20 protein-coding genes are annotated in these 23656 nt (G+C 70.8%); 9 read left to right on the top strand and 11 right to left on the bottom strand.

Annotation, left to right across the window (positions count from 1 at the left end; all coding sequences use genetic code 11):
• Nucleotides 1-66: 66 nt before the first annotated feature.
• The 4 genes from WBK31_RS10695 to WBK31_RS10680 form a co-directional block, all read right to left on the bottom strand.
• Nucleotides 67-1431: an ABC transporter substrate-binding protein gene (locus WBK31_RS10695; protein WP_406674733.1), complete on the bottom strand. Its 1365-nt coding sequence runs from the start codon at nucleotides 1429-1431 to the stop codon at nucleotides 67-69.
• On the bottom strand, nucleotides 1431-2372 hold the full coding sequence (locus WBK31_RS10690; protein WP_364068028.1) for a carbohydrate ABC transporter permease: 942 nt from the start codon (nucleotides 2370-2372) through the stop codon (nucleotides 1431-1433). Before WBK31_RS10690 ends, WBK31_RS10695 begins: the two co-directional genes overlap by 1 nt.
• A 12-nt stretch (nucleotides 2373-2384) precedes the next feature.
• Complete coding sequence (locus WBK31_RS10685; RefSeq protein ID WP_364068029.1) at nucleotides 2385-3296, bottom strand: sugar ABC transporter permease; 912 nt, start codon at nucleotides 3294-3296, stop codon at nucleotides 2385-2387.
• Between the two features lie 409 nt (nucleotides 3297-3705).
• Entirely contained in the window at nucleotides 3706-4407 is a 702-nt protein-coding gene (locus tag WBK31_RS10680; protein ID WP_406674732.1) for a TetR/AcrR family transcriptional regulator, read from the bottom strand.
• 101 nt (nucleotides 4408-4508) lie between these two features.
• Here WBK31_RS10680 and WBK31_RS10675 point away from each other — a divergent pair, with 101 nt between their 5' ends.
• Complete coding sequence (locus WBK31_RS10675; protein WP_364068031.1) at nucleotides 4509-5522, top strand: hypothetical protein; 1014 nt, start codon at nucleotides 4509-4511, stop codon at nucleotides 5520-5522.
• 8 nt (nucleotides 5523-5530) lie between these two features.
• Nucleotides 5531-6388: an aldo/keto reductase gene (locus WBK31_RS10670; protein ID WP_406674731.1), complete on the top strand. Its 858-nt coding sequence runs from the start codon at nucleotides 5531-5533 to the stop codon at nucleotides 6386-6388.
• 85 nt (nucleotides 6389-6473) lie between these two features.
• Here WBK31_RS10670 and WBK31_RS10665 read toward each other — a convergent pair whose 3' ends face one another.
• Nucleotides 6474-7979, bottom strand: coding sequence for a CocE/NonD family hydrolase (locus tag WBK31_RS10665; protein ID WP_406674730.1), 1506 nt, complete (start codon nucleotides 7977-7979; stop codon nucleotides 6474-6476).
• Between the two features lie 14 nt (nucleotides 7980-7993).
• Nucleotides 7994-9319 carry a citrate:proton symporter gene (locus WBK31_RS10660; protein WP_364068034.1) on the bottom strand — a complete coding sequence of 442 codons (1326 nt, stop codon included), beginning with the start codon at nucleotides 9317-9319 and terminating at the stop codon, nucleotides 7994-7996.
• A gap of 111 nt (nucleotides 9320-9430) precedes the next feature.
• Between WBK31_RS10660 and WBK31_RS10655 the strand changes: the two genes are divergently transcribed.
• The 3 genes from WBK31_RS10655 to WBK31_RS10645 all read left to right on the top strand — a co-directional run bounded on the left by WBK31_RS10655 (nucleotide 9431) and on the right by WBK31_RS10645 (nucleotide 12741).
• On the top strand, nucleotides 9431-10360 hold the full coding sequence (locus tag WBK31_RS10655) for a LysR substrate-binding domain-containing protein (RefSeq protein ID WP_364068035.1): 930 nt from the start codon (nucleotides 9431-9433) through the stop codon (nucleotides 10358-10360).
• 211 nt (nucleotides 10361-10571) lie between these two features.
• Nucleotides 10572-11774, top strand: coding sequence for a CaiB/BaiF CoA transferase family protein (locus tag WBK31_RS10650; RefSeq protein WP_378789887.1), 1203 nt, complete (start codon nucleotides 10572-10574; stop codon nucleotides 11772-11774).
• The gene (locus WBK31_RS10645; RefSeq protein WP_406674729.1) at nucleotides 11764-12741 is read left to right on the top strand and encodes an HpcH/HpaI aldolase/citrate lyase family protein; all 978 of its coding nucleotides are present in this window, start codon (nucleotides 11764-11766) and stop codon (nucleotides 12739-12741) included. Before WBK31_RS10650 ends, WBK31_RS10645 begins: the two co-directional genes overlap by 11 nt.
• On the opposite strand, the gene WBK31_RS10640 is transcribed toward WBK31_RS10645, so the two are convergent.
• Complete coding sequence (locus tag WBK31_RS10640; RefSeq protein ID WP_378789889.1) at nucleotides 12687-14504, bottom strand: ABC transporter ATP-binding protein; 1818 nt, start codon at nucleotides 14502-14504, stop codon at nucleotides 12687-12689. The genes WBK31_RS10645 and WBK31_RS10640 overlap by 55 nt on opposite strands.
• 206 nt (nucleotides 14505-14710) lie before the next feature.
• Here WBK31_RS10640 and WBK31_RS10635 point away from each other — a divergent pair, with 206 nt between their 5' ends.
• A complete protein-coding gene (locus WBK31_RS10635) occupies nucleotides 14711-16045 on the top strand; it encodes a cytochrome bc complex cytochrome b subunit (protein ID WP_406674728.1) in 1335 nt (444 codons plus the stop codon).
• Nucleotides 16046-16054: 9 nt separating this feature from the next.
• Here WBK31_RS10635 and WBK31_RS10630 read toward each other — a convergent pair whose 3' ends face one another.
• From WBK31_RS10630 to WBK31_RS10620, 3 genes are all read right to left on the bottom strand, one after another.
• On the bottom strand, nucleotides 16055-16612 hold the full coding sequence (locus tag WBK31_RS10630; protein WP_364068040.1) for a hypothetical protein: 558 nt from the start codon (nucleotides 16610-16612) through the stop codon (nucleotides 16055-16057).
• A 204-nt stretch (nucleotides 16613-16816) separates the two neighbouring features.
• Nucleotides 16817-18418 (bottom strand): serine/threonine-protein kinase, encoded by a 1602-nt coding sequence (locus WBK31_RS10625; protein ID WP_378789895.1) that lies wholly within the window; start codon nucleotides 18416-18418, stop codon nucleotides 16817-16819.
• Between the two features lie 352 nt (nucleotides 18419-18770).
• Nucleotides 18771-19817: an alcohol dehydrogenase gene (locus tag WBK31_RS10620; RefSeq protein ID WP_364068043.1), complete on the bottom strand. Its 1047-nt coding sequence runs from the start codon at nucleotides 19815-19817 to the stop codon at nucleotides 18771-18773.
• A 188-nt stretch (nucleotides 19818-20005) separates the two neighbouring features.
• Between WBK31_RS10620 and WBK31_RS10615 the strand changes: the two genes are divergently transcribed.
• Both WBK31_RS10615 and WBK31_RS10610 read left to right on the top strand, forming a co-directional pair.
• Complete coding sequence (locus WBK31_RS10615; protein ID WP_364068044.1) at nucleotides 20006-20869, top strand: helix-turn-helix transcriptional regulator; 864 nt, start codon at nucleotides 20006-20008, stop codon at nucleotides 20867-20869.
• Between the two features lie 7 nt (nucleotides 20870-20876).
• Nucleotides 20877-21428, top strand: a complete 552-nt coding sequence (locus tag WBK31_RS10610) for a hypothetical protein (protein ID WP_406674727.1) — start codon at nucleotides 20877-20879, stop codon at nucleotides 21426-21428.
• On the opposite strand, the gene WBK31_RS10605 is transcribed toward WBK31_RS10610, so the two are convergent.
• Nucleotides 21407-21577: a hypothetical protein gene (locus WBK31_RS10605; protein ID WP_406674726.1), complete on the bottom strand. Its 171-nt coding sequence runs from the start codon at nucleotides 21575-21577 to the stop codon at nucleotides 21407-21409. The genes WBK31_RS10610 and WBK31_RS10605 overlap by 22 nt on opposite strands.
• Nucleotides 21578-23145: 1568 nt before the next feature.
• Here WBK31_RS10605 and WBK31_RS10600 point away from each other — a divergent pair.
• On the top strand, nucleotides 23146-23628 hold the full coding sequence (locus WBK31_RS10600) for a hypothetical protein (protein WP_364068047.1): 483 nt from the start codon (nucleotides 23146-23148) through the stop codon (nucleotides 23626-23628).
• The last annotated feature ends 28 nt before the right edge of the window (nucleotides 23629-23656 follow it).

Genomic DNA, 23656 nt, shown 5'->3' with positions numbered 1-23656 from the left:
CCAGGGAGAGCGTGCGGCCTGGCCGACCACACGGCTGGGGGCGAGCGCCTGCGCCCGCCCCTCAGCTCAGCCGACCACCTCGAACAGCTCGTTGAGCTGATCGTTCAGTTTGGAGAGCGAGCTGACCGGCTCGTCCCCGATGTACACGGCGTCGAACGCGGGCTTCGACAGCGCCGAGATGTCGGCCGCGTTGGAGGTCACCGGCAGCGGGAACGTGGTGCCGTTCTTGACGTGGTCGGTGAACGCCGACACGTCGAGCCCGCGCTCCTTCTTGTTGTACTCGATGGCCAGCTCCGTCCCGGAGGGCCGGGCGGGGAAGACCACGCCGGACTGGCCGATGATGTTCTGGCACTCCTCACTGGAGAGGAACTTGACCCACTTGGCGGCGTTCTCCGGCTGCTCGGAGAACGTCGTGATGGAGTCGGCGAGCCCGTTGAACATCGAGGCCCGCTTGCCCTTCGGCCCGATCGGGGTGGGCGCGACGCCGATGTTCAGCTTCTTGCCGTCGGCGTCGGTGAGCTTGGTGAACGACGAAATCGTCCACGAGCCGTCCAGGCCCATCGCGGCGATGCCGGCCTGGATCTGCTTGTCGGCGGTGATCGCGTTGGTGCCGCCGATCGCTTCGTAGCTCGCCATGTACCCCTTCTTGGCGAGCCCGAAGTACCACTCCAGGGTCTCGTGGAGCACCGGGTCGTCGAGGTTGAAGCGGGTGCCCCAGGGGTTCTTGTCGGTGGGCTGCCAGCCGACGCTGCCGGTGAAGGCCGACCACTGCGTCTGTCCCCAGTTGTCGCCGCCGGCGCCGTTGGCGGCGAGGCCGTACCTCTTGACCTTGGTCTTGTCGAAGCCGGGCTCGTCGCCGCGCTTGCCGTTGGCGTCGATGGTCAGGTGGGCGATGGTCTTTTCGAACGTGCCGCCGTCGTGCGGGTTCCAGGTCAGCTCGTCGAGCGTCTCCGGGTCGATTCCGGCCTCTTTGAGCGCGTCGGCGTTGTAGAACATCGCGATCGTGTCCCAGTCCTTCGGGGCGCCGTATCGCTTGCCGTCCTTGCCCTTCCACAGCTCGGCCAGGCCCGCCTGGTAGTCGGAGTCCTTGATGTCGCTGGTCGGGCCGAGGTCGTCGAGCGGGCGCAGCACCTCGAGGTCGACGAACTGGGGGAACTTCGTCAGGTGGTCGGTGAAGACGTCGGGGGCGGTGCCGGCGATGAAGCTGGCGGTCAGCTTGGACCAGTAGTCGTCCCAGTTGTACTGCGAGATGTTGACGCGCAGGCCGGGGTTCTGCTTCTCGAAGGCGTCGGCGCACTTCTGGTAGCCCGGCTGCTGCGCGGAGTCCCACAGCCAGTACTCGATGGTGCCGTTCGCCCCGCCGCTCCCGCCGGTGCCGCACGCGGCGGTGGTGGTCAGCAGGAGCGCGGACAGGAGGATTCTTCTGAGCATCACTTGATCCCGCTGAAGCCGATGGAGTTGACGATACGGCGGGCGAAGACGAAGAACAGCAGCAGCATCGGCAGCGCCGCCACCAGCGTGGCCGCCATCAGTCCCGCCCAGTCGGGGCCCGCCTGGGGCTTCTGCGACTTGAACACGCCGAGCGCCACGGTGAGCACGCGCGACTTGTCGGTGTAGCTGACCATGAGCGGCCAGAAGTACTCGTTCCAGGAGGTGATGTACGTGAGGATCGACAGCGTCGAGATGGGCGCGGCCGACATCGGCAGGATGATCCTGAAGAAGATGCGCACCTTCGAGGCGCCCTCCACCATCGCCGCCTCCTCCACCTCCCGGGAGATGCCGAGGAAGAACTGGCGCAGGAAGAACACCGCGAACGGCGTCATCAGCATCGTCGGCAGCGCGATGCCGAGCACGGTGTCGATCAGGCCGAGCTCCTTGATGAGCACGAAGTTCGGCAGCAGCGTGAAGATCGCCGGGACCATGAGGCCGGCCAGGAAAACCGCGAAGATCTGCTCGCGGTAGCGCCAGCGCAGCCGGGCGAAGGCGTAGGCGGCCATCGAGGAGAAGAACACCTGCCCGGCCGTGACCATGGTCGCGACGAGCACCGAGTTGAGCAGGTAGCGCCAGAAGTTGAACGGCTGTCCCGAACCGCCGGCGTCGATGGCCTCCTGCCCGGTCTGCAGGCCGAAGACGCGCTCGAAGCCGCCCCAGGAGAACTGCACGGGCAGCAGGCTGTCGCTGCCCGCGTAGAGGGCGTTGTTGTCGGACAGCGCGGTCCTGAGCACCCAGTAGAACGGGAACAGGCTGGCGAAGATCACCAGCACCATGAACGCCCAGGCGAGGATCCTGCCGATGCCGGGCCGGGGCTTCGGCGGCGGCTCGTGACCGGCGGCGGAGGCATCGCTCGGGGCGGGGGCCATGACGGTTGCCATGTCACACTCTTCCTAGGCCAGATCGGAGCTGCCGGCCCGGGTCAGCCGGTACTGAAGGAACGTGATGATCGTCAGGACGATCAGCAGCGCCACGGACATCGCCGAGGCGTAACCGAACTGGAAGCGGCTGAACGCGGCCTCGTAGATGTAGTACTGGAGCACCTTCGAGGAGTTGACCGGGCCGCCCTTGGTCGCGATCGCGATGGTGTCGAACACCTGGAACGAGCCCACGACGCTGATGATCAGCACGACCGCCGTGATGGGCCGCAGCAGCGGCAGCGTGATGCTCCTGAACAGGCGCAGCTCGGAGGCGCCGTCCACGCGGCCGGCCTCGTACACGGTCGCGGGGATCGTCTGCAGGCCCGCGAAGATCAGCAGCGCGGTGTAGCCGACGTGCCGCCAGACGTTGATGAGCGCCACGGTCGGGATGACCCAGGCGGAGTCGGCGAGGAACGCGATCCGGTCGAGCCCGAGCAGCTCGAGGACCGTGTTGCCGATGCCGAGCTGGTAGTCGAGGATCCACAGGAAGATCAGCGCCGCGACCACGTTCGAGACGAGGTACGGCGTCAGCACCAGCCCGCGCAGCCACGTCTTGCGGGTCAGCCGCTGCATCAGCACCGCGATGATCAGCGCCAGGATCGTCTGGATCCCGATGTTGACCACCACGTAGTAGACGGTCACGCCCAGCGCGTTCCAGAAGACCGGGTCCTCGACCATGCGCACGTAGTTGTCCAGCCCGGTCCAGCGGGCGGGCGTGAGCAGGTTGAACTTGGTGAAGCTGAGGTAGATGCCGCGCAGCGTCGGCCAGAGCAGGAAGACCAGGAAGCCGATCAGCGCGGGGAGGATGAACAGGAGCGCCAATCGCGTGTCGTCGCGTGGTCGCTTGGGAGTGCCGGTGGTCGCCAGCTTGGTGGGGGTGGCCATGGTTTCTCCTACGCCGCTCACCGGACGATCGGCGCGGGGCGATCCGTACCCTTCCCGGACATTCGAGGGACATCTCCGGTTTGACGCCAAGTGCTTAATGGTTAGCGGAGAGTCTGTTTCCCTATGACATGTCATGTCAAGACTTGCTAACCGCCTCCCATAGGACATTGTGCGGAGAGGCGGGGCGATAGGGATCGCCGATCGCGCGGCCACGCAGGGGTTCGGCACGATCTGCCGTCAACCGCGCCGAAGATCGCGCGCGATCGGTTTCCATCCGCGCCGAGAGCCGCGCGCGATCCCCTGGAAGCCCGCGTCAAGAGCCGTGCGCGATCACCTGGAGGCCCGCGTCAAGAGCCGTGCGCGATCACCTGGAGGCCACGTCGAAGGCCCGCGCGACGGCTCGGCGCGATCAGCGTTCGGCCGCGTCGAGGGCCGGGACGAGGGGCGCGAGGGAGGCACGGAGCAGGCCGGGCAGCGACCCGGACGGCACGACCAGCCCGGAGGCCGAGGCCGCACCCGGCCGCCCCACCCACCGGTCGATCGCGACCCGCACCGCGGCGGCCACGGCGGCCGCCAGAACGCGCGCGGTGTGCTCGCGATCGCCGTCGTCGCTCCCGGCGTCGTCGCGATCGGCACCACTGTCGCGGGCCGCGTCGGCGGCTTCCCCGCCCTCCCGGCGGGCGGCGAGGCGGGCGGCGATGGCGGCGGCGAGGGGGAGCTCCATCGAGGCGGGAGCGTCGACGAAGGCCTCACGGAGCGCGGGCCGGGTGGTGATCATCAGCAGTGCGGCCGCATGCTCCTCGCCGGGATCGGTGTACTGCTCCACGATCGCGTCGATGACCGCGTCGGCCAGGCGTACGGACGGCGGCCTGGCGGCCACGGCCTCCGCCACGCGGCTCTCGCGCTCGGCGGTGACGGCGGCGACGATCGCCTGCTCGCGGCTGGCGAAGTAGTTGTTGTACGTCCGCGGCGAGACGCCGGCGGCCTCGGCGATGTCGTCCACGCGGACGTTGTCGGGCCCGCGTTCGAGCGCCAGCCGCAGCGCGGCCTCGCGCAGCGCCTTCCGGGTGGCCTGCTTCTTCTGCTCGCGCAACCCCGTACGCCTCGCCATCACGCCCCCACCATGCCAGAAAACTTGCACTCACGCAAACTTGCGCGCACGCAATTTTCGTCCGTACGCTGATGCCCCCTCGAACACGAAAGGACGGCACTATGCGAGCCAAAGGCATCAGCTACGACACCGGCTTCGTCCCCGGCGGGTCGGGCACCGTCGAGCGCTTCGACCTCGACGTGGTCCGGCGCGAGCTGGAGATCATCCGCGACGACCTGCACTGCACCGCCGTCCAGCTCGTCGGCGGCGACCCGGAACGCCTGGAGCGCGCCGCCGCCTGCGCCGCCGAGCTGGGCCTCGAGGTGTGGTTCTCGCCGTACCCGCTGGAGCTGACGGCTGAGGAGATGCTGGCGCTGTTCGCCGACTGCGCCGAGCGGGCGGAGCGGATCCGGCGGTCCGGCGCGGAGGTCGTGTTCGTGGCGGGCAGCGAGCTGACCGTCATGGACCGCGGCTTCCTGCCCGGCGACACCCTGAAGGAACGGCTCGACGCGCTGCTGAACCGCCGCGAGCTCGTCGCCGAGGCGGGCAAGCGGGTCGCCGCGTTCCTCGCCGAGGCCGCGACCGTGGTCCGCGAGCGCTTCGGCGGCAAGGTCACCTACGCCGCGATCCCCTTCGAGCCCGTGGACTGGTCGCTGTTCGACTTCGTCACGATCGAGCTGATCCGCTCGGCCGAGGTCGCCGACCGCTTCCAGGAGGGCGTGCGCGCCCTGGTCGCCCAGGGCAGGCCGGTCGCGATCACCGGGTTCGGCACGGCGACCTGGCGCGGCGCCGCCGACGTGGCGCCCCGCAGCATGGAGATCGTCGAGTACGACGAGGTCACCGGCCTCCCGGTGCGCCTGACCGGTGAGTACGAGCGCGACGAGGAGGGCCAGGCCACCTACCTGCGGGAGCTGCTGGAGATCTTCGAGGCGGAGGGCGTGGACTCGGCGTTCGTGCACACGTTCGCGCTCCCCGCGCTGCCGCACCGACCGGACGGCGACCCGCGCGACGACCTCGACCTGGCCAGCCTCGGCATCGTCAAGGTGTACGCGGACCGGGACGGCGACACCTACCCCGGCCTGCGGTGGGACCCCAAGCCGGCGTTCGCCGCCGTCGCGGCCTGCTACGGAAAGTGAGGCGCCCGATGACGACCTTCCCGTTGGGCGGTGATACGCCGGTGAACCGGATCGGCTTCGGCGCGATGCGGCTCGCGCTCGGACGCTCGGCGCGCGGCTCCGAGGCGGGCGTCGCCGTGCTGCGCCGCGCCGTGGAGCTGGGCGTGAACCACATCGACACGGCCGGCTTCTACGGCTTCGGCGACCTGCGGGCGCACGAGCTGATCAGGCGGGCGCTGGCGCCGTACCCGGACGATCTGGTGATCGCCACCAAGGTCGGCCCGCTGCTCGGGGCGAACCTCGCCCCGGCCGGCGAGGCACGCGCGGACCAGCTCCGCGGCCTGGTCGAGGACGACCTGCGCCGGCTCGGGGTGGACCGGCTCGACCTGGTCTACCTGCGGGTCGGCGGGCTGGGGCCGGTGGGCGACGAGCCGATCGGCGAGCGGTTCGCGGCCCTGGCGAAGCTGCGGAGTGAGGGGCTGATCCGGCATCTCGGGCTCAGCCACGTCAGCGCGGCCCAGCTCGCCGAGGCCAGGTCGATCGCACCCGTGGCGGCCGTGCAGAACGCGTTCAGCGTCCACGACCAGGGCGACCGCGCGGTGCTCGCGGAGTGCGAGCGGGCGGGGATCGCGTACGTGCCGTACTTCCCGCTGGGCGGCGGGCGTCCGTCGATCGACCAGACTCGCCTGGCGGAGGTCGCGGCGCGGCACGGGGCGACCCCGGCGCAGGTCGCCCTGGCCTGGCTGCTCGCGGTCTCACCGGTGACGCTGCCGATCCCCGGCACCGGCTCGCTCGACCACCTCGCCGAGAACGTGGCCGCCGCCGGCCTCCGGCTCACCTCTGCCGACCTGGCCGCGCTGAGCGCCGCGTCCGAGACATCGGCCTGACTCCCCCGGCCGGGCCACATCCGGGGGTCGAGCCGCCCAGCCGGGTCACCGGCCGAGCACCGAGCCGCCCGGCGGCCGGTCGCGGTCAGCGGGTGGTGAGGCGGAGTTCGGTGCCGCCGCGCCCCAGGCGCAGCTTCACCTGCCCGGCCGGGGCGTCGGAGTCGATCTCCGGGTAGTCGTCGCTCGCCACGGTGATCCGCAGGCGGTGCCCGGCGGCCAGCCGGTAGTGGACCGGCCAGGTGGTGACGTCCAGCTCGTACGTCCTGCCCGGCCGGACGGGGACGGCCCGCTCGTGGCCGAAGCGGTGGCTCGCCTTGAGCCAGCCCTGCGTGATGCGGGTGGCGGTGCCGTCGGGTGCGACGTCCTCGGCGATGACGGCGATGTTGCCGTCGGCGGCGGTGAACGCGGCCTTGACCCTGGCCGTGATGTCCCCGGCCAGCACCAGGTCACGCTGGTAGGGCTCGGTCTGGAAGGCGAGCCGCTCACCGGCGGTCCCCGGCCCCGGGTCGGTGTTGACGGTGAACGTCCTGGTGGCCTGGGCGCCGGGGCGGGCGGTGATGGTGCCGTCGGCGTTCAGACCGAGCCTGCGCGTGCGGGCGCCGGGCGGCGGCCAGCTGCGGAATTGCCTCCAGCCCGCCCCTTCCATCTCGTACGACGTCACCTTGGCGGCGGGCAGCGGCGCGTCGTCGCGACCGGCGAGCCAGCGGTCCCACCAGGCGAGGTAGGCGCCGTTGCCGATGGCGGCGGGCTGACCGGCGGGCCAGCCGTGCTCCCAAGGCCCGGCCACCAGCCACACGTTGCCCGGCCTGGCCAGGAAGTTCTCCACCATGCCCGCCCGGTACCTGTCCCGCCAGCCGGCGATCTCCAGGGTGGGCACGTCGAGGTTCTCCCAGCGGGCCTTGACGCTGCGCTCGCGCCAGTAGTCGTCGTAGAGCGGATGCCGGGCGTAGGTGGTGAGGGTGTCGGGGGCCACCTCCCGCTGCCAGTCGCGGATCCTGGCGGAGTAGATGCCGCCGCGGTAGATGGTGTTCTCGTACCAGTCGCTGATGCCGTCCACGGGGATGATCGCGGCCAGGTGCGGCGGCTTGTTGACGGCGACGAGCAGCGTGGAGTGGCCGCCGTAGCTGAGGCCCATCTGCCCGACCTTGCCGGTGGACCAGGGCCGCGTGCCGAGCCACTCGATGAGGTCGTAGTTGTCGCGCTGCTCCTGCGCGCTGAACGGGTCGAGACGTCCTGGCGAGTCACCGGAGCCGCGGGCGTTGCAGACGGCGGCGACGTAGCCGCGGGTGACGTAGTAGGCGGCGGCCTTGCCGAGGTTCGCGAGGTCGTCGTACGCGGTGTAGTCGTAGACGATCACGGGGAAGCGGCCGCCCGCGTCGGGCCGGTGCAGGTCGCAGGCCAGGTGGCCGCCGTCGCGCAGGGGGACGGAGACGCGTTCGGTGCGGACGGCGTAGGTGGCGGGACGGTCGTAGGAGAAGAAGGGGTCGGCGGGGGTTTCGCCGCCTGTCGCGGCGGAGGCCGGGGCGTGGGCGGTGAGCGGGAGCGTCAGGGCGGCGGTCAGTGCGGCGGCGAGGACGCGCGCGGGCGACATGGGGCGGGGACTCCTCACAGTGAGATGGCGGTGGTGGCGAGCGCGACCACGGTCATGACGGCCGTGGTGGCGAACGCCCAGCCGAAGATGAAGCGCTGGTGCTGGCCGAGTTGCACGCCGCTCATGCCGACGAGGATGAACGTGGCGGCGGTGAGCGGGCTCAGGGGGAAGCCGGTGGTCATCTGGCCGAGGATGGCCGCCCTGGCGATCTCGGCGGAGTCGATGCCGAAGCCGCTCGCGGTCTGCGCCAGGACGGGCAGCACGCCGAAGTAGTACGCGTCGGGGGTGAAGACGAGGCTGAGCGGCATGCCGGTGAGCGCCACGAGCACCGGCAGGTGCCCGCCGAAGGACTCGGGGATGAGGCCGACGAACGCCGTCGCCATCTCGTCGATCATCTTGGTGCCGGTCAGCACGCCGGTGAACACGCCCGCGGCGAAGATCATGGTGGTGACGAGGACGACGCTCTTGCCGTGCCGTTCGAGCAGCTCCTGCTGCTTGTCCCAGGTGGGCAGGTTGACCACGGCGGCGATGGTGAAGCCGAGCACGAACAGCACCGGCAGCGGCATCACCTGCAGCACCAGGCACACCAGCAGGGCGAGGGTCAGCACCAGGTTGAACGCGGTCAGCAGCCGCCCCTTGCGGGCCGGGGCGAGCGGGGTGCCGGGACCGTCACCCACGGCCCGCGCCTCTGCGGGGCCGGCCTGCGCATCCGCGGGCAGCGCGACGGTCCCGAGGCGGCGGCGCTCGCGCAGCCCGATCAGGAACGACGCCACCAGCACCCACGCGATCCCGGCCCCCATCGCGGGCAGCACGGGCGTGAACACCTGCGAGCCGTCGAGCTTCAGCACCGCCATCGCGCGGGCCGTCGGACCGCCCCACGGCACCATGTTCATGACGCCCGCGCCCAGGCAGACCACACCGGTGAGCACGAGCGGGCTCATGCCGAGCCGCCGGTAGACGGGCAGCAGCGCCGAGACGGTGATGAGGAACGTGGAGGCGCCGTCGCCGTCGAGCGCCACGCACATCGTGATGACGGCGGTGCCGACCGCGATGCGCAGCGGATCGTCCTTGGCCAGGCGCAGGATGCCCCGGATCAGCGGGTCGAACAGGCCGGTGTCGATCATGAGGCTGAAGTACAGGACCGCGAAGGCGATCATGATGCCGGTGGGCGCCACCTTGCCGAGGCCTTCGAGGATCATCGGGCCCAGGTCGGACGCGAACCCGCCGATCAGCGCCGCCGCCACCGGCACGAGCACCAGGGCGGTGAGGACCGAGATGCGCTTGGTCATGGTGAGCGCCAGGAACAGGCCGATGGTGAGAAAACCCAGGAGCGCGATCATCGGGGTCCTTTCCGGGTCCGGGAGGTTACGGGCAAGTGTCCGAGCACCCCGCGTTTCGCGTCCACCATCAAAACTGGATTTATCCATGCAGCATGCGCAAGAGTTGCGGGCGTGGATGCCACTCTGCGGCAGCTCGCCGCGTACGTCGCCGTCGCCAAGTCGGCCGGGTTCACCGCCGCCGCCGCGCAGCTTCACCTCTCGCAGTCCACGCTGAGCCGGGCCGTCGCCGACCTCGAACGCGTGCTGGGCGTCCGGCTCCTGGAGCGCGACACCAGGAACGTGCAGCTCACCGCCGCCGGGGTGGAGACGCTGCGGGTGGCCGAGCAGATCGTGGACGCCCACCGCTCCGGCATGAAGGAGCTGCGGCGGTACCTGCTCGGCGAGTCGGGCGTGGTGGCCATGGCCACGCTGCCGTCCGTGGCCGCCGTGCTGCTGCCCGGCCTGATCTCCGCGTTCCGGCGGCAGCGGCCCGAGGTGAGCGTGCGGATCATGGACGGGCTTGAGCGGGCCGTGCTCGGCCGGGTGCTCTCCGGGGACGCCGACTTCGCGGTGACCACCGTGGGGGCCGCATCCGACCGGCTCGAACACCGTCCGCTGATCCGCGACCGGTTCCGCGCCGTCCTGCCCGAGGGTCATCCGCTGGCCGAACGTGACGAGCTGACCTGGGAGGACCTGGCCGCCGAGCCGTTCCTCGCGGTGGGGCCGGAGTCCAGCGTCCGGCGGCTCACCGACGCGGCGTTCGCGCAGGCGGGGGCCGGGGCGGCGCCGGCGGCCGAGGCGAGCAACGTGGCCACGGTGGGCGGCCTGGTCGCGGCCGGGCTGGGCGTGTCGGCGCTGCCCGCGCTGGTGCTGCCGCTGCTCGGGCCCGGCCGGGTGGTGCACAGGGAGCTGGTCGCGCCCGTGGTCGAGCGGCGGCTGGACGTCGTGGTCCGGGCCCGCCGTACGCTGCCGCCCGCCGCCGCGGCCTTCCTCGACCTGCTGGAGGAGGCGCGCGCCGAGGGCCGCGACGTCCCGCCCGGCGCCTCCTGGATCACCCGCTGACCCGCCCCACCGCACCGGCGGGCCGGATCACCCGCAGACCCGTCTCACCGCACCGGCGTCTCCTGGATCACCCGCTGTCCGCCCCACCCTGCCTGCAGGCACACAGCTACCTATGCGATAAGCGCATGAATTTATCGAAATTTCGTGCTGGACCTGCATTTCTCCGAATGGGCACCATGAAGCCAGCCGTACCGGACGAAGGAGCTCATGCGTGGCCTCTGAACAGCGCGGGCAACTGCGTGGACTGAAGGTGGTGGAGTTCGCTCACGTGGTCGCCGGGCCGCTGGCCGGGTCCATGCTGGCCGACCAGGGGGCGGACGTCGTCCACGTCGAGCCGCCGGGCTGCGGCGACGCCGCCCGCGCCATGGGCCCCACCAAGGACGGCGTGCCGCTGTGGTTCAAGGTCGCCGGGCGCAACAAGCGTTCCGTGACCCTGGACCTGCACGATCCGGACGGCCGGCGGGTCGCGCACCGGCTCGTCGCCTGGGCCGACGTGGTGATCGTGACGCTGCGCGCGTCCCGGCTGCGGGCCTGGGAGCTGGACTGGGAGGCCGTGCACCGGATCAACCCGAAGGCGGTGCTGCTGCAGATCTCCGGGTTCGGCGCGACGTCGTCGAAGGCGGACGCGCCCGGCTTCGGCAAGGTCGGCGAGGCGCGCAGCGGCGTCGTGCACCTGACCGGGTTCCCGGACGGACCTCCGGTGCACACCGGGTTCTCCCACGGCGACGCGGTGACGGGGTTGATGGGCGCGTACGCGGTGCTCGCCGCCCTGCACCGGCGCGCCGGCGACCCGGACTTCGACGGCGAGTGGATCGACCTCGCGCTGTTCGAGCCGCTGTTCCGGCTGGTCGAGTGGCAGGTCATCGCCCATGACCAGCTCGGCGTGGTGCCCGGCAGGTCGGGCAACCAGCTCGCGGTGGCGCCTGCGGCGGTCATCAACACGTACCTGTCGGGCGACGGCGACTGGATCACCGTGACGTCGGCGACGCGCCGCTCGGTGCTGAACGTCGTACGCCTGCTCGGCCTGCCCGAGGACGAGTACGCCACCACCGAGCAGCAGCTCGCCGGCCGGGAACGGCTGGATCGCGAGCTGCGGTCGTGGGTGGCCGCGCGCGGCACCGAGGAGTGCCTGCGGGCGTTCGCCGAGGCCGAGGTGGTCGCCTCGCGGGTGTTCACGGTCGCGGACATCGCCGCCGACCCCGTCTACGCCGAACGCGGCGACATCGTCACCGTGGACGACCCCGACCTGGGCCCCGTCCGCATGCAGGCGGCGCTGCCGCACTTCCACCGCGAGCCGGGGAACGTCTGGCGCACCGGCCCGGCGCTCGGGCAGGACAACGACCTCGTCTACCGCGAATGGCTCGGCCTCGACGGCCGGGAGATCGACGACCTGGAGAAGCGCGGTGTCATCTGACCGTCCCAAGCTGCGCTCGCTGCTCTTCGTGCCGGGGAACAAGGTCGAGTGGCTGGCCAAGGCGGAGGCAGCCGGAGCCGACGCCGCCGTGCTCGACCTCGAAGACGCCGTCCCCGAGAGCGGGAAGGCGGCGGCCAGGGAGCGGGTGGCCGAGGCCGTCGCGAACGCCTCGGGCACGATGGCGATCTTCGTGCGGATCAACCCGCTCGACCGCTGGGCGGCCGCCGAGGACCTGCGCGCCGTCGCCCGCCCCGGCCTGGCGGGCGTGCTGCTGCCCAAGACCCGCGGTCCTGAGGACGTGGTGCTCGCCGACCGCATGCTGACCTGGTGCGAGCGCGAGCACGGCATGCCCGAGGGGCGGGTCGCGCTGGTACCGCTGCTGGAGAGCGCCGCCGCGCTGCGCGGGGCGTACGAGATCGGGCGGGCCGCGCCGCGCGTCGCCTACCTGGGCGCGGTCACCGGCAAGGGCGGCGACGTGGAACGCGCGGTCGGCTACCGGTGGAGCCCGTCGGGGACCGAGACCCTGGAGCTGCGCTCGCGCGTGCTGCTCGATGTGCGGGCGGCCGGGGTGCCGTGCCCGGTCGCCGGGCTGTGGACCGCGATCGGCGACCTCGACGGGCTGCGCGCCTTCGCCGAGCAGAACCGCTCGCTCGGGTACGAGGGCATGCTGGCCATCCACCCCTCGCACGTACCGGTGATCAACGAGGTCTTCTCCCCGGCCCCGAGGAGCTGGACCGCTACGCCCGGCTGGTCGCCGCCGTGGAGGCGGCGCAGGCGCGCGGCGCGGGCGCGATCGTGTTCGAGGGCGAGATGGTGGACGAGGCGATGGCCGCCCGCGCCCGCGCCGCGCTGCGCGACCACGCTCCCCCGCGGTAGCCGGGGTCTCACCGATCCGCGGCTGACCGGCGGCGGTCAGTGGGAGAGCGCGCCGGGCGCGTCGTCGTCCACCAGGAAGCCGCCGGACTGATGCCGCCACAGGCGGGCGTACGCGCCGTCGGCCTCCAGCAGCTCGGCGTGGGTGCCCTGTTCGACGATGGCGCCCTTGTTGAGCACGACCAGGCGGTCCATGCGGACGACCGTGCTGAGCCGGTGCGCGACCACGACCGCGGTGCGGTCCTGCATGAGCCGCCACAGCGCGTCCTGGACGAGGATCTCGCTCTCGGAGTCGAGCGCGCTGGTGGCCTCGTCGAGCAGCAGGATCGGCGCGTCGCGCAGGATGGCGCGGGCCAGCGCGATGCGCTGCCGCTGGCCGCCGGAGAGCTTGACGCCGCGCTCGCCGACCAGCGTGTCGAGGCCGTCGGGCAGCGAGTCGGCGAACTCCATGACGTGCGCCGCCTCGGCCGCGGCCTTGATCTCGGCGTCGGTGGCGCCCGGCCGGGCGAAGGCGATGTTGTCGCGTACGGTGCGGTGGAACATGGCGGGCTCCTGCGGCACGTACGCGATGAGGCTGCGCAGGTCGGCCTGGCGCAGCCGGGAGATGTCCTGGCCGCCGATGAGGATGCGGCCTGAGTCGATGTCCATGAGGCGCAGCAGCAGCCGGGTGAGCGTGGTCTTGCCACCGCCCGACTGCCCGACCAGCCCGATCTTGGCGCCGGCGGGGATGTCGAGGTCGAGGTCCTCGAACAGCGGGCTGCCGCTCTTGTACGAGAACGTCACCCGCTCGAAGCGCACCGAGGCGTCGGCGGGACGCAGCGGCAGCGGGTCGGGCGGGTCGATCACCTTGGGCGGCGTGAGCAGCAGCTCGGTGAACTGCGCCGCCTCGGTGATGATGCTCTCCATGCGCCGGTAGATCTGGTTGAACTCGAACATGATGCCGATGGCGTTCGTGTAGTACGTGAACGTCACCACGATCGCCTCGACGCCCAGCCCGCCCCGCAGTCCCACGGCCAGCAGCAGGCCGAGCGAGCTGCCGAGGACCGACAGCGGGGACACGACGGTGTCCACCCGCAGGTTGCCGTAGTCCCACGAGCGGAGCGTGAGCCGCTGCTGCTCGGCGAGCTTGACGCGGTGCTCGGCGGCCTCGCGGCGCTCGGCGGCGAAGGCGCGTACGGTGTCCATGTTGGACAGCACGTCGGCGACGTGGCCCGACACGTGCACGCGTGCGGCCTCGCGCGCGTCCACCAGCTTCTGGCGGCGGCGGATGAGCGGCGCGACGATCACCCCGGTGACGATCAGCAGGCCGATGAGCACGACCACCAGCAGCGGGTGATACTGCCACAGCACCACGGAGGCGAAGGCCAGCGGGACGAGCTTGGCCATGACGGAGAACGTCAGCGTGTCGACGAACTCCTCGAACCTGTTCGCGAAGCCGAGCACCCGTTTGGTCAGCGCGCCCGCGAAGTTGTCGTGGAAGAACGCGGCGTCCTTGGCCAGCAGCTCGTCCATGCCGATGATGGCCAGCCGTTCGACGCCGCGCGAGTCGGTGCGGTTCATGAAGTGCAGGCCAAGCCGCCACAGCGTCTCGCCGGCCAGCAGCAGGCCGCCGAAGCCGAGCACGTACGGCAGCAGCGCGGGCAGCGTGCCGTCGCCGTCGCCCGCCAGATGGCCGACGAGCCCGGCCACGGCGAGCGGCGCGAGGTAGTACAGGCAGATGTTGCCCAGCGCGGGCAGCAGCAGCGTGGGCACCGCGATCGGCCAGAGCCGGCGCATCTCGCCGGCGTAGTAGCGCAGCGCTAGCCCGATCGCCGATTTCCTTACGGACGGATCTTCCGCGGTCTCCGGCACAGTCATCCGCCCTCCCCCGATCGCCGACGCAGACCTCGATATGGTGCCGTCCGCCGCCCGTCCAGGCGACCGATTTTTTCCCGGCCTTTCAGGCGTATCGCCAGGTCGGCGCGTAAGTGACGCGGATCACCGCCACCAAAGCCTGTCTTTCCGTCACATATCTCGGCGCTATGCCGTCTCCACGGTGTAACCACCTCGGAGGGGAGGCCCGTATGCGTTCATCGCCGGTCAGCCGCTCGGTCCAGCTCTCGCACTGGTCGTTCATGTTCGCCGAGATCGCCCTGTGGTCGTTCGTCGTCCTTGCCGTGACCGGGGCCGTGCTGATGGTGTTCTACGACCCCGCCATGACCCAGGTCACCTATGACGGCTCGTACGGGCCGCTGCGCGGGGTCCTGGTCAGCCGGGCGTTCGACTCGGCCATGCAGCTGAGCCTGGAGGTGCGCGGTGGCCTGCTCATCCGCCAGATGCACCACTGGGCGGCGCTGGTGTTCGTGGCGGCGGTCGTGCTCCACCTGCTGCGCATGTTCCTCACCGGCGCGTTCCGCCGGCCGCGCACGCGGCAGTGGCTGATCTGGGTGGCGCTGCTGGGGCTCGGCATGTTCGCGGGCGAGACCGGCAACGCGCTGCCCGACGACATGCTGTCGGGCGGCAGCCTGTGGCTGATGGTCTCGGTCCTGCAGTCGGTGCCGGTGGTGGGGACGTGGCTGGCGTCCCTGCTGTTCGGCTCCGGCTTCCCCGGCGAGCAGGTCGTCCCGGTCCTGTACGGCGGGCACCTGCTGCTGTCGCTCGTCATCGGCGCGCTGCTGATCGCCCGCGAGCTGATGCTGCGCAGGAACGGCCACACGCGCTTCGTCGCCGCGCTGCCGGTGCGCCGCGGCGGCCGCCCGCTGATGGCCGCCGCCACGGCCGGCATGCTCGTCATCCTGGGGTTCGGCTTCCAGATCGCCCCCATCTGGCTGTACGGCCCGGCCAGGCCGACGCAGATCTCGGCGGGCGCGGTGCCCGACTGGTACATGGGGTTCCTCGACGGCGCGCTGCGGATCATGCCGGGCTGGGAGCTGACCGTCGGCGGCTACACGCTCAGCCTCGCGGTGCTGGTACCGACCGTGATGGTGCCGGGCGCGTTCTTCGGCGCGCTGGCCGCGTACCCGATGATCGAGCGCATCGTCGCGGCGCGGCGAGGACGGCCGCTGCCCCCGCCCGGCCTGCTCGACCGGCCGCGCGAGAAGCCCGTCAAGACCGCGCTCGCCGTCGCCGGCATCACCTTCTACGGCCTGCTGTGGGCGGCGGCGGCCAACGACCAGCTCGCGCACCACTTCCACCTGACCGTCGAGGCGGTGACGATCTTCTTCAGGTACGCGGTGTTCCTCGGCCCCGTCGTCGCCTTCGTCGTCACCCGGTGGATCTGCCTGGCGCTGCGGCAGGCGGAGCGGGAGGCCGCCGAGCACGGCGTGGAGAGCGGCGTCATCGTCCGCTCCCCCGACGGCGGCTTCCACGAGCGGCTCGAGCCGGCCCGCCACGCGCCGCGGCTGCCGTCGGCGCGCTGACCCCGATGCTCAGACCAGCGGATTGACGCCGGGACCCGCCACTGTGATGGGGGCGCGCGGGAGGGACTCCCGCTGCGCCTCCTGCGGGCCGACGACGGCGTTGAGCCCGCCGTCCACGATCTGCGCCACCGCGTCTCCGGAGACGAACGGGTCGCTCGTCTGCCCCTCGACTCTGATCAGCATCCTGGTACGGGTGCAGAACAGGCTGGCCTCGCTCTCCCGCGAACCGCTGACGGCCGCCTCCATGGGCCCGGAGAAGCCCTGCTGCCGGGCCGGATGGCCCTGGTTGGCGGTGAGGTCGAGGTCGAGGGTCCAGTCGGAGCCGGACAGCCCGCAATGGCCTTCGGAGTTGACCCAGGCGATCATGTCGTAGGAGCCGACCTTGATCTGCGCCAGCGGGTGCTCGGCCTGCTCGGGCAGCTCTCCGTGTTCGGTCAATCCTCGCAACGTCATCAGCGGCCACTGGGCCGGGTCTTTCAGCAGCGGGTCGGTGACCGGCGCGGAACAGGAGACGATGACCGGCGACACCAGGATCCCGGCCACCCAACGCGCCAGACGATTGGTCACTCTCATCTTCCTTCTGGGGTGACGCAGATCGATCATGATCCATCGGACAACTTATCCCAATGTCACCACCACTTCGGCCATCGACCTGGAGCGCCAACCAGGCCGCAGACCGCCTTGTACGCGCATATCAGCAGGTCACACGGGGTCACGAGGATCCTCGCCCGTTCCCCGTCACCGGCGACCGGGCCGAGGTCTCGATCCGGCTCAGCCCTCCACGCTGCGGCCCTCCAGGCGGCTGATCGAGACCGTGCCTCTGGTGGCGCGCAGGCCGAAGCCGTAGCGGTAGCTCCGCCTCTCCTCGTCGGTGGTGAGCAGGCCGTTGATGGGCGCGGTGTGCAGCCGCTGGAACCTGCCCTGGTGCTCGGCGTACGCGGTGATCGTCGCCTCCGACAGCACCAGCGCCAGGCGCTCGCCCGGGCTGAAGCGGTGCGGGATCTGCACGGGCACGTCGGTGCGGAGCTCGCCGTCCACCCGCACGTCGAAGCCGGTGGTGCCGCGGCTGTTGTTGTACCAGGCGGTGATGTAGTCGTCGGCGTCCTTGATCCAGCCGACGAAGACGCTGTCCTCCTCCGCGCCGGTGGCGGCGAACGAGCCGAACGTCACCGTCACCACCGCCTGGCCGGAGGAGAGCACGGGCCCGGCCATGAGCCCGAAGTACGGGCTGTCGCCGGTGCCGGTGCAGGCCCCGCCGCCCGCCGAGGTGCGCGGCAGCACCTCGTTGTCGGGAAACGGCCCGTAGGCGGTGTAGCGGCCCGTGGTGTCGGCGGTGAACGCGTCGGCGACGTCGATGTGCTCGTACGCCTCCACGTCGAGGGTCGGGCCCGGCACCAGGTGGACGGCCGCGGCCTTCGTATCGAACCACGAAGGAGCCACCAGCACACCCGCCGTCACCAGCAGCGCCGCCGCGACCGCCGCCGCACCGGCCCACTTGCCCGACAGACGTCTGCGGCGCGTGGGCTCGGTCGGCAGATCGACCAGCGTGCCCGGCCCCGATGCCCCGGCCGCCGGTCGTTCGCCGCCGGTGAGGTCGCGCAGCAGCAGGCCGGCGGACGGGCGCGCGGCAGGATCCTTGGCCAGACAGGCCGCCACCAGCCCGCGCAGCGGCTCGGGCACCCCCGTCAGGTCGGGCTCGCCGTGCAGCACGGCGTGCAGCGTCGCGGGCACCGTCGAGGCGCGGAACGGCGCGCGTCCGGTCGCGGCGAACACCATCGTCCCGGCCCACGAGAACATGTCGGACGCCGGCGTGAGCCGCTGGTCGGAGAGCTGCTCGGGCGACATGTACGACGGCGTGCCCACCACCAGGCCGCTGCTGGTGCGGGCATCGAGCGCCCTGGCGATGCCGAAGTCGATGAGGACGGGCCCCTCGGGGCCGAGGATCACGTTGCCCGGCTTGACGTCGCGGTGGACGATGCCGGCCGCGTGGATCGAGGCCAGCGCGGTGAGCGTGGCGACCGCCAGCCGTTCCAGACCGCTGCCGGTGCGCGGGCCGTCGCGCTTGACCAGCTCGTCGAGCGACGGCCCCGGCACGTACTCGCTGACGATGTACGGCTGCTCGCCCGCCAGCCCCGTGCCGAGCACCTTGGCCGTGCAGAACGGGGCGACCCGCCCGGCGACCTCGGCCTCGCGCAGGAACCTGCGGCGCGTCTCCGGGTCGGCGGCGAGCGAGGCGTGCAGCACCTTGATGGCCACCCGCGCCCCGCCCGGCGACTCCGCCAGGTAGACCGTGCCCTGGCCGCCCTCGCCCAGCCGGTCGAGAACGCGATGATCACCCAGCTTCGGGTGGTCGGGAGCACGATGGGCGGTCACGGCGGTCCCCCGTCAGATCCGGCGATCTCCTACGCGATCAGCGTAGTGCCACCGGAGGCGCGCACGACGCCCACCCACCGGAGTCGATCCAGGGGCGGACGGCGTACGTCATCGCACGGGCGAGACCGGAGTCCACTGCCGCACCTCCCGCCACCAGGAGACAGGACCCGCCCCTCCTCCCGCCACCGACGGGACAACATTAGGACCCCCACTTCCTGCCACCGACGGGGCAGGAAACGGGAACGGCCGCCGACGGGACAGGAAACGGGAACGGCCACCGACGGAAGCAGAAGCAGAAGCGGAAATGGAAGTGGAAGTGGAAGTGGAAGTGGAAGCGCGGGCGGAGGGGCGGTCAGCGGCCGGTCGTGAGAACCATGCGGTAGCGGGCCTGGCCGGACATCATGCGGTCGTAGGCCGCGGCGACGTCCTCGAGCGGCCGGGTCTCGGTGAGCGCCCGCACGCCGGTCAGCGCGGCGAACCGCATCGTCTCCTCGACCTCGCTCGCCGTGCCCGACGGGTGGCCGTGCACGGTCCTGCTGGCCGAGATGAGCTGGAACGGGCTGACCTGGATGGGCTCGGGCGTCGCACCGAGCACGATCAGCTCACCGCCGTTGCCGAGCCCGTCGATGGCCGCGGTCATCGCCTCGGAGCTGGCGGCGGTGGCGAGCACGACCTTCGCGCCGCCGAGCGCCTGGAGCCGCCCGGCCACGTCACCGGCGTTGGAGTCGATGTAGTGGTGGGCGCCGAGCTGCTTGGCGGTGTCGGCCTTGTCCGCGCCGCGCGCGACGGCGACCGTCTCGAAGCCGAGCTTGTTGGCGAACTGCACGCCCAGGTGGCCGAGCCCGCCGATGCCGAGGACGGCGACCAGGTCGCCGGGCCGCGCGGCGCTGCGCCGCAGCGAGTTGAACGTGGTGACGCCCGCACAGCCCATGGGCGCGGCCTCGACGGCGCTCAGCTGGTCGGGGATGCGGGCCAGCGCGGAGGCGGGCACGGTGGTGTACTCGGCGTAGCCGCCGGGGTAGGCCCAGCCGGGCACCTGCATGCGGGTGCAGTGGATGAAGTCGCCGGCGCGGCAGGATCTGCAGGTGCCGCAGTTGCCGCCGAACCAGCCGATCGCCACGCGGTCACCGGCGTTCCAGTCCTCGACGCCGTCGCCGACCGCGTCGATGCGCCCGGCGATCTCATGGCCGGTGACCAGCGGGAACGACACGTTCGGGAAACCCGCGTTGACGAAGCCGGAGTCGGACCGGCACACCCCGCACGCCTCGACGGCGACGCGGACGTGCCCGGGCTGCGGCTCGGCCAGCTCGCGCTCGACGATGCTGAACGGGCCGCCGGCGGTGCCGACCTGGGCGGCGCGGTAGGTGCGCGGGCCGGAAGTGGTGGACATCATGGACATCGAGTACCCCTCAGGTGGAGAACGAACGTGAACCGGACCGGCTTTGCGGCCCACGTCAAGCACACCACCGGAAACCCTGCGGAAAGGGGGCCTGAGCAGGCCCTGCGCGGGCAGGTATTGCGGAGACAGGTACTGGCAGGGCCACTTACGCGCGGCCCGGCCGCCCGAGATCACGCGACACTGAGGACATGGACCGCAAGAGCGAACTCGCCGGCTTTCTCCGTTCCCGGCGCGCCCGCCTCAGCCCCGACGGGACGGGCCTGCCCGAGGACGGCCGGGCACGCCGGGTGCCGGGGCTGCGCCGCGACGAGGTGGCCAGGCTGGCCGGCGTCAGCACCGAGTACTACACCCGCCTGGAGCAGGGCCGCGCCGGGTCGCCGTCCCCCGAGGTGATCGAGTCGCTCTCCAGGGCGCTGCAGCTCGATCCCGCCGAGCACGAGCACCTGCTCGACCTGCTCGCCCGGCCCACGCCGGCGCGGCGGGCCCCGGTGGCTCCGCAGCGGGTCAGGCCGGGGCTGCACCTGACGTTGCAGACGCTGGAGCACGTGCCGGCGTTCATCGTCGGGCGGCGTACGGACGTCCTCGCCGCCAACTTCCTGGCCCGGCAGGTGCTGACCGACTTCGACGCCTTGCCCGCGACGCAGCGCAACCTCGCCCGCTACTACCTCCTCGACCCCGCCGCCCGCGAGCGGGTGGGCGACTGGGAGCGGGTCGCGTCGGAGACCGTGGCGATGCTCCGGCTGGAGGCCGGCCGCTACCCCAACGACCGGCGCCTCGCCGACCTGGTCGGTGAGCTGACGTTGCGCTCGCCCGAGTTCACGACCTGGTGGAACGACCATCGGGTGCTGCGCCGTACCCACGGCACCAAGGTCTACTATCACCCTGAGGTGGGCGAGCTGCACTTCTCGTACGAGAGCTTCCTGCCGCCCGGTGACACCGACCAGATGCTGTGCGTCTACAACGTCGAGCCCGGCTCCCCCACCGCCGACGCGCTGCGGCTGCTGAGCAGCTGGGCCGCACCCGGGCGGGCGCACTCCGAGACCACCGGCTGACCGCGCCGTGCTGATCGGCGACCGCGCCGTGCTGATCGGCGACATTCGCGACCGCACCCGAGCCACGTCCGGTGACGAAGAACACCACGATCGCCTGGACGAGAGCTTCACCCGCCGCCGCATGCGCCGCCGCCTCTCCCACGAAGACGCCGACCACATCCTCGTCCTCGTCCCCGAACCGGATCTGCTGCATGAGCTGCCACGCCTGTTCGCCCAGGACCTGAACGAGCCCACCGCCGACCACGCCCGGATCGCGCTCCTCTTCGACACCCACGAAGCGTTCTACGGCGAAGCCATCGGTGACGCCGACAGCCTCATTCACGCCGACAAGCTCATGCGCGACGAATGGCTGCGCTGCCTGCTCGGCCACCTCGACCTCGGCGCCCGGATCATCGCCTTCGCGGCCGGCCGCATCCGCCCGCCATGGCCCAACGCCCCGTCTACCCCAGCCCTGACCAGTACATCGACCACCGCCTCGTCGGCCACCTCACCACAGCTGACGCCACCCAGTACCTCGCTCTCGCCGGCATCACCGACTCAGCAACCCGCGAGGCACTGATCAGCCCAATTGCCGAGGCCGAGGTGGGCGCGGGCGACCCGGTACAGGCAGCGGCCCTTGTCCTCGTCGCTGTCGATGCGCAGGTCGCTGAGGAGGGTGGCCAGGGCACGGCAGCGGTCGAAGCGGCCGGTGGCCAGACTGCGGTCCATCAGCGCGACCCAGGCCTGCCACTCCTTCGCTGGAGTCGAGGTGGCTGGGGTGGTAGGCGGCCTCTAGCTCGGCGGTGAACTCCTCGCGCTCGCCGTAGTGCCGGGCCAGCACCTCGTGGGCTTTGCGGATTTCGTCCGGGCGGACGCGTTGCAGGGAGCGCCGCAGGATGGAGTGCATCGTGTACGCGCCGGTGCCGCAACCTGCGCATCGTCGACGAGGTCCGGGCCTGCCCGCCGAGATCGACGCCACGCCCGCACAGGTCGCCTTGGCCTGGCTGCTCGCCCAGGGTGACGACTCGCGCCCATCCCCGGCACCAAGATTGTCTCCGGACTGGCGGAGAACACCGCCGCCGGCCACGTCGCCCGCCTGAACGACCTCCCTCCGGCCTCCGGCGAGCGCTACGACGCGGACGACATGGCCGCCATCGACCGCTGATCGAAGCTTGTCGCTGATGTGCCGGCCGTTGGCGTTGAACGCGCTCGGGTGCTCAGGCGGGCCGGCCTGGGCCTTCCGCCCGAAAGCCGCGCGAAGTCCTCGACGCCGCCGGCTGACGCTCGCATCCCCGTCGCTGCCCCGCCCGTCTGCCCCGGCCGGGCGGGAGTGCGGAAGGATCAGTGAGTGGCGGCGCTGTCGAGTCGGGACGTCGTGGCCACGGTGGGCCGGGTGGTGGCCAGGAGGGCGGCGCCTCATTGAACTGATCACGTACTCGCCGCGGCAGCGGCCCAGTGGCCGCCATCAGCAGATGCGGCTCGATCAAGGCCCATTCGGCATCGGTCTTATCAAAGCGCGCCGCATCCGAGTTCTACAAGCCATGGCCAGGACCGCCTCCGGCGATCACCAAGATCCACACCTCAAACAGCCCCTAAATCCGGTCCAACAATCTGCGGATGGCCGAAATCAAGAGATCCCTCGCCGCAAAGACCTGGCGATCGACCTCCCCATCCCAGATCACCGCCCGAGTGGTGCAGTGCTCACCGATTGAACCGAAGAATGGGGTGGAGCACACCGCCACATGGGCTCTGACATGGCGGCCGAAGCCCACGGTCTAACAACAACACACAGCCGGAAACCCTTCACCGCACACACAGAGGAAATCTGCAAGAGGGTCGATTGAGTGAACGCTGGTTGCCTCTGATACGTGATGCCGGCCTCTTCTACGAAGAAGACGGCAAGGCTGCCTCCTCGCCCGCCATGACTTCTGCGCCGTTTGCCGGTGCGCTCCGGACACCCCGGCTCTGTGATGGTGCATCGCATTTTGCAGGACCACAGGCACTGCTGGGTCGCGTGTGAAGACTCGCCCTCATCGGCGTGAACGGTTCCGCGGTCGAGTGCACGGGAAGCATGACCCGAGCCGGGACACCCTCGAGTGCTTTTGGCGGGCCGGCCACAGTTCTCTCGATCACGGCTGAGAAACAGAAGCACAGACTCTGTATAATCATTCGACGGCAATGTCCCAGGGCACCGGCTCGACGTCCGCGACCAAGCCGTCTCCGCACTCTCTAGCAATTTCAAGCGTACAACGCTCCTGCCCCACCACCCTTCACCTCGGATACGCGAAAGAAGAGTAATGGCCCAGCTGCTGGAACGCATCGAAGATGAAATCAAAGTAGACGCATATCAATTTATGCTGGTCGACCGCGACGGCGCCGCCAATAGACCCTCTGACGCGCTGACAATTGAAGACCTGGGCCATCGGCTGCGAGATGAAAAAGTCTGGTTCGTCACGACGGCCAACCTAGCGATGATAAAAAGCAGCGCCGCAGACTGGCATATCGCCGATATCGTCCTAGAGCTCTGGGACGATAGGCCACCAGGTGATCAAGGTAGGTGGGTCAAGGACATCACCAGCCGCATGTATTGCAGCTCAGGATTTGTCCGACCGGTTCAGACTCTCGGCCGCCCGTCGCGTCGAGTTCTGAACCTTGGAGCCCCGAACCGGACATGGATGGTTCGATGCAGCCTGGGGCCAGGCAAGGGCGAGCGCTACGCCGAGGACGGCCCTCCATCAGGCTTGGAAATGTATCGCCTGCAATTCTGGCCTGATCGTTGATACCGCGACGGGGTCGTCACGTTGGAGT

This window comes from Nonomuraea sp. N2-4H (assembly GCF_045291505.1).
Lineage (GTDB): Bacteria > Actinomycetota > Actinomycetes > Streptosporangiales > Streptosporangiaceae > Nonomuraea > Nonomuraea fastidiosa.
This window is presented reverse-complemented; position numbering and strand designations above follow the sequence as displayed.

Excerpts from the sequence above, each read along its gene's own strand:
- WBK31_RS10620 (WP_364068043.1), bottom strand. The coding sequence starts at position 19,817 with ATGTCCATGATGTCCACCACTTCCGGCCCGCGCACCTACCGCGCCGCC.
- WBK31_RS10680 (WP_406674732.1), bottom strand. The coding sequence starts at position 4,407 with ATGGCGAGGCGTACGGGGTTGCGCGAGCAGAAGAAGCAGGCCACCCGG.
- WBK31_RS10670 (WP_406674731.1), top strand. The coding sequence starts at position 5,531 with ATGACGACCTTCCCGTTGGGCGGTGATACGCCGGTGAACCGGATCGGC.
- WBK31_RS10685 (WP_364068029.1), bottom strand. The coding sequence starts at position 3,296 with ATGGCCACCCCCACCAAGCTGGCGACCACCGGCACTCCCAAGCGACCA.
- WBK31_RS10675 (WP_364068031.1), top strand. The coding sequence starts at position 4,509 with ATGCGAGCCAAAGGCATCAGCTACGACACCGGCTTCGTCCCCGGCGGG.
- WBK31_RS10615 (WP_364068044.1), top strand. The coding sequence starts at position 20,006 with ATGGACCGCAAGAGCGAACTCGCCGGCTTTCTCCGTTCCCGGCGCGCC.
- WBK31_RS10600 (WP_364068047.1), top strand. The coding sequence starts at position 23,146 with ATGGCCCAGCTGCTGGAACGCATCGAAGATGAAATCAAAGTAGACGCA.
- WBK31_RS10635 (WP_406674728.1), top strand. The coding sequence starts at position 14,711 with ATGCGTTCATCGCCGGTCAGCCGCTCGGTCCAGCTCTCGCACTGGTCG.
- WBK31_RS10695 (WP_406674733.1), bottom strand. The coding sequence starts at position 1,431 with ATGCTCAGAAGAATCCTCCTGTCCGCGCTCCTGCTGACCACCACCGCC.
- WBK31_RS10690 (WP_364068028.1), bottom strand. The coding sequence starts at position 2,372 with ATGGCAACCGTCATGGCCCCCGCCCCGAGCGATGCCTCCGCCGCCGGT.
- WBK31_RS10665 (WP_406674730.1), bottom strand. The coding sequence starts at position 7,979 with ATGTCGCCCGCGCGCGTCCTCGCCGCCGCACTGACCGCCGCCCTGACG.
- WBK31_RS10640 (WP_378789889.1), bottom strand. The coding sequence starts at position 14,504 with ATGACTGTGCCGGAGACCGCGGAAGATCCGTCCGTAAGGAAATCGGCG.
- WBK31_RS10605 (WP_406674726.1), bottom strand. The coding sequence starts at position 21,577 with ATGGACCGCAGTCTGGCCACCGGCCGCTTCGACCGCTGCCGTGCCCTG.
- WBK31_RS10660 (WP_364068034.1), bottom strand. The coding sequence starts at position 9,319 with ATGATCGCGCTCCTGGGTTTTCTCACCATCGGCCTGTTCCTGGCGCTC.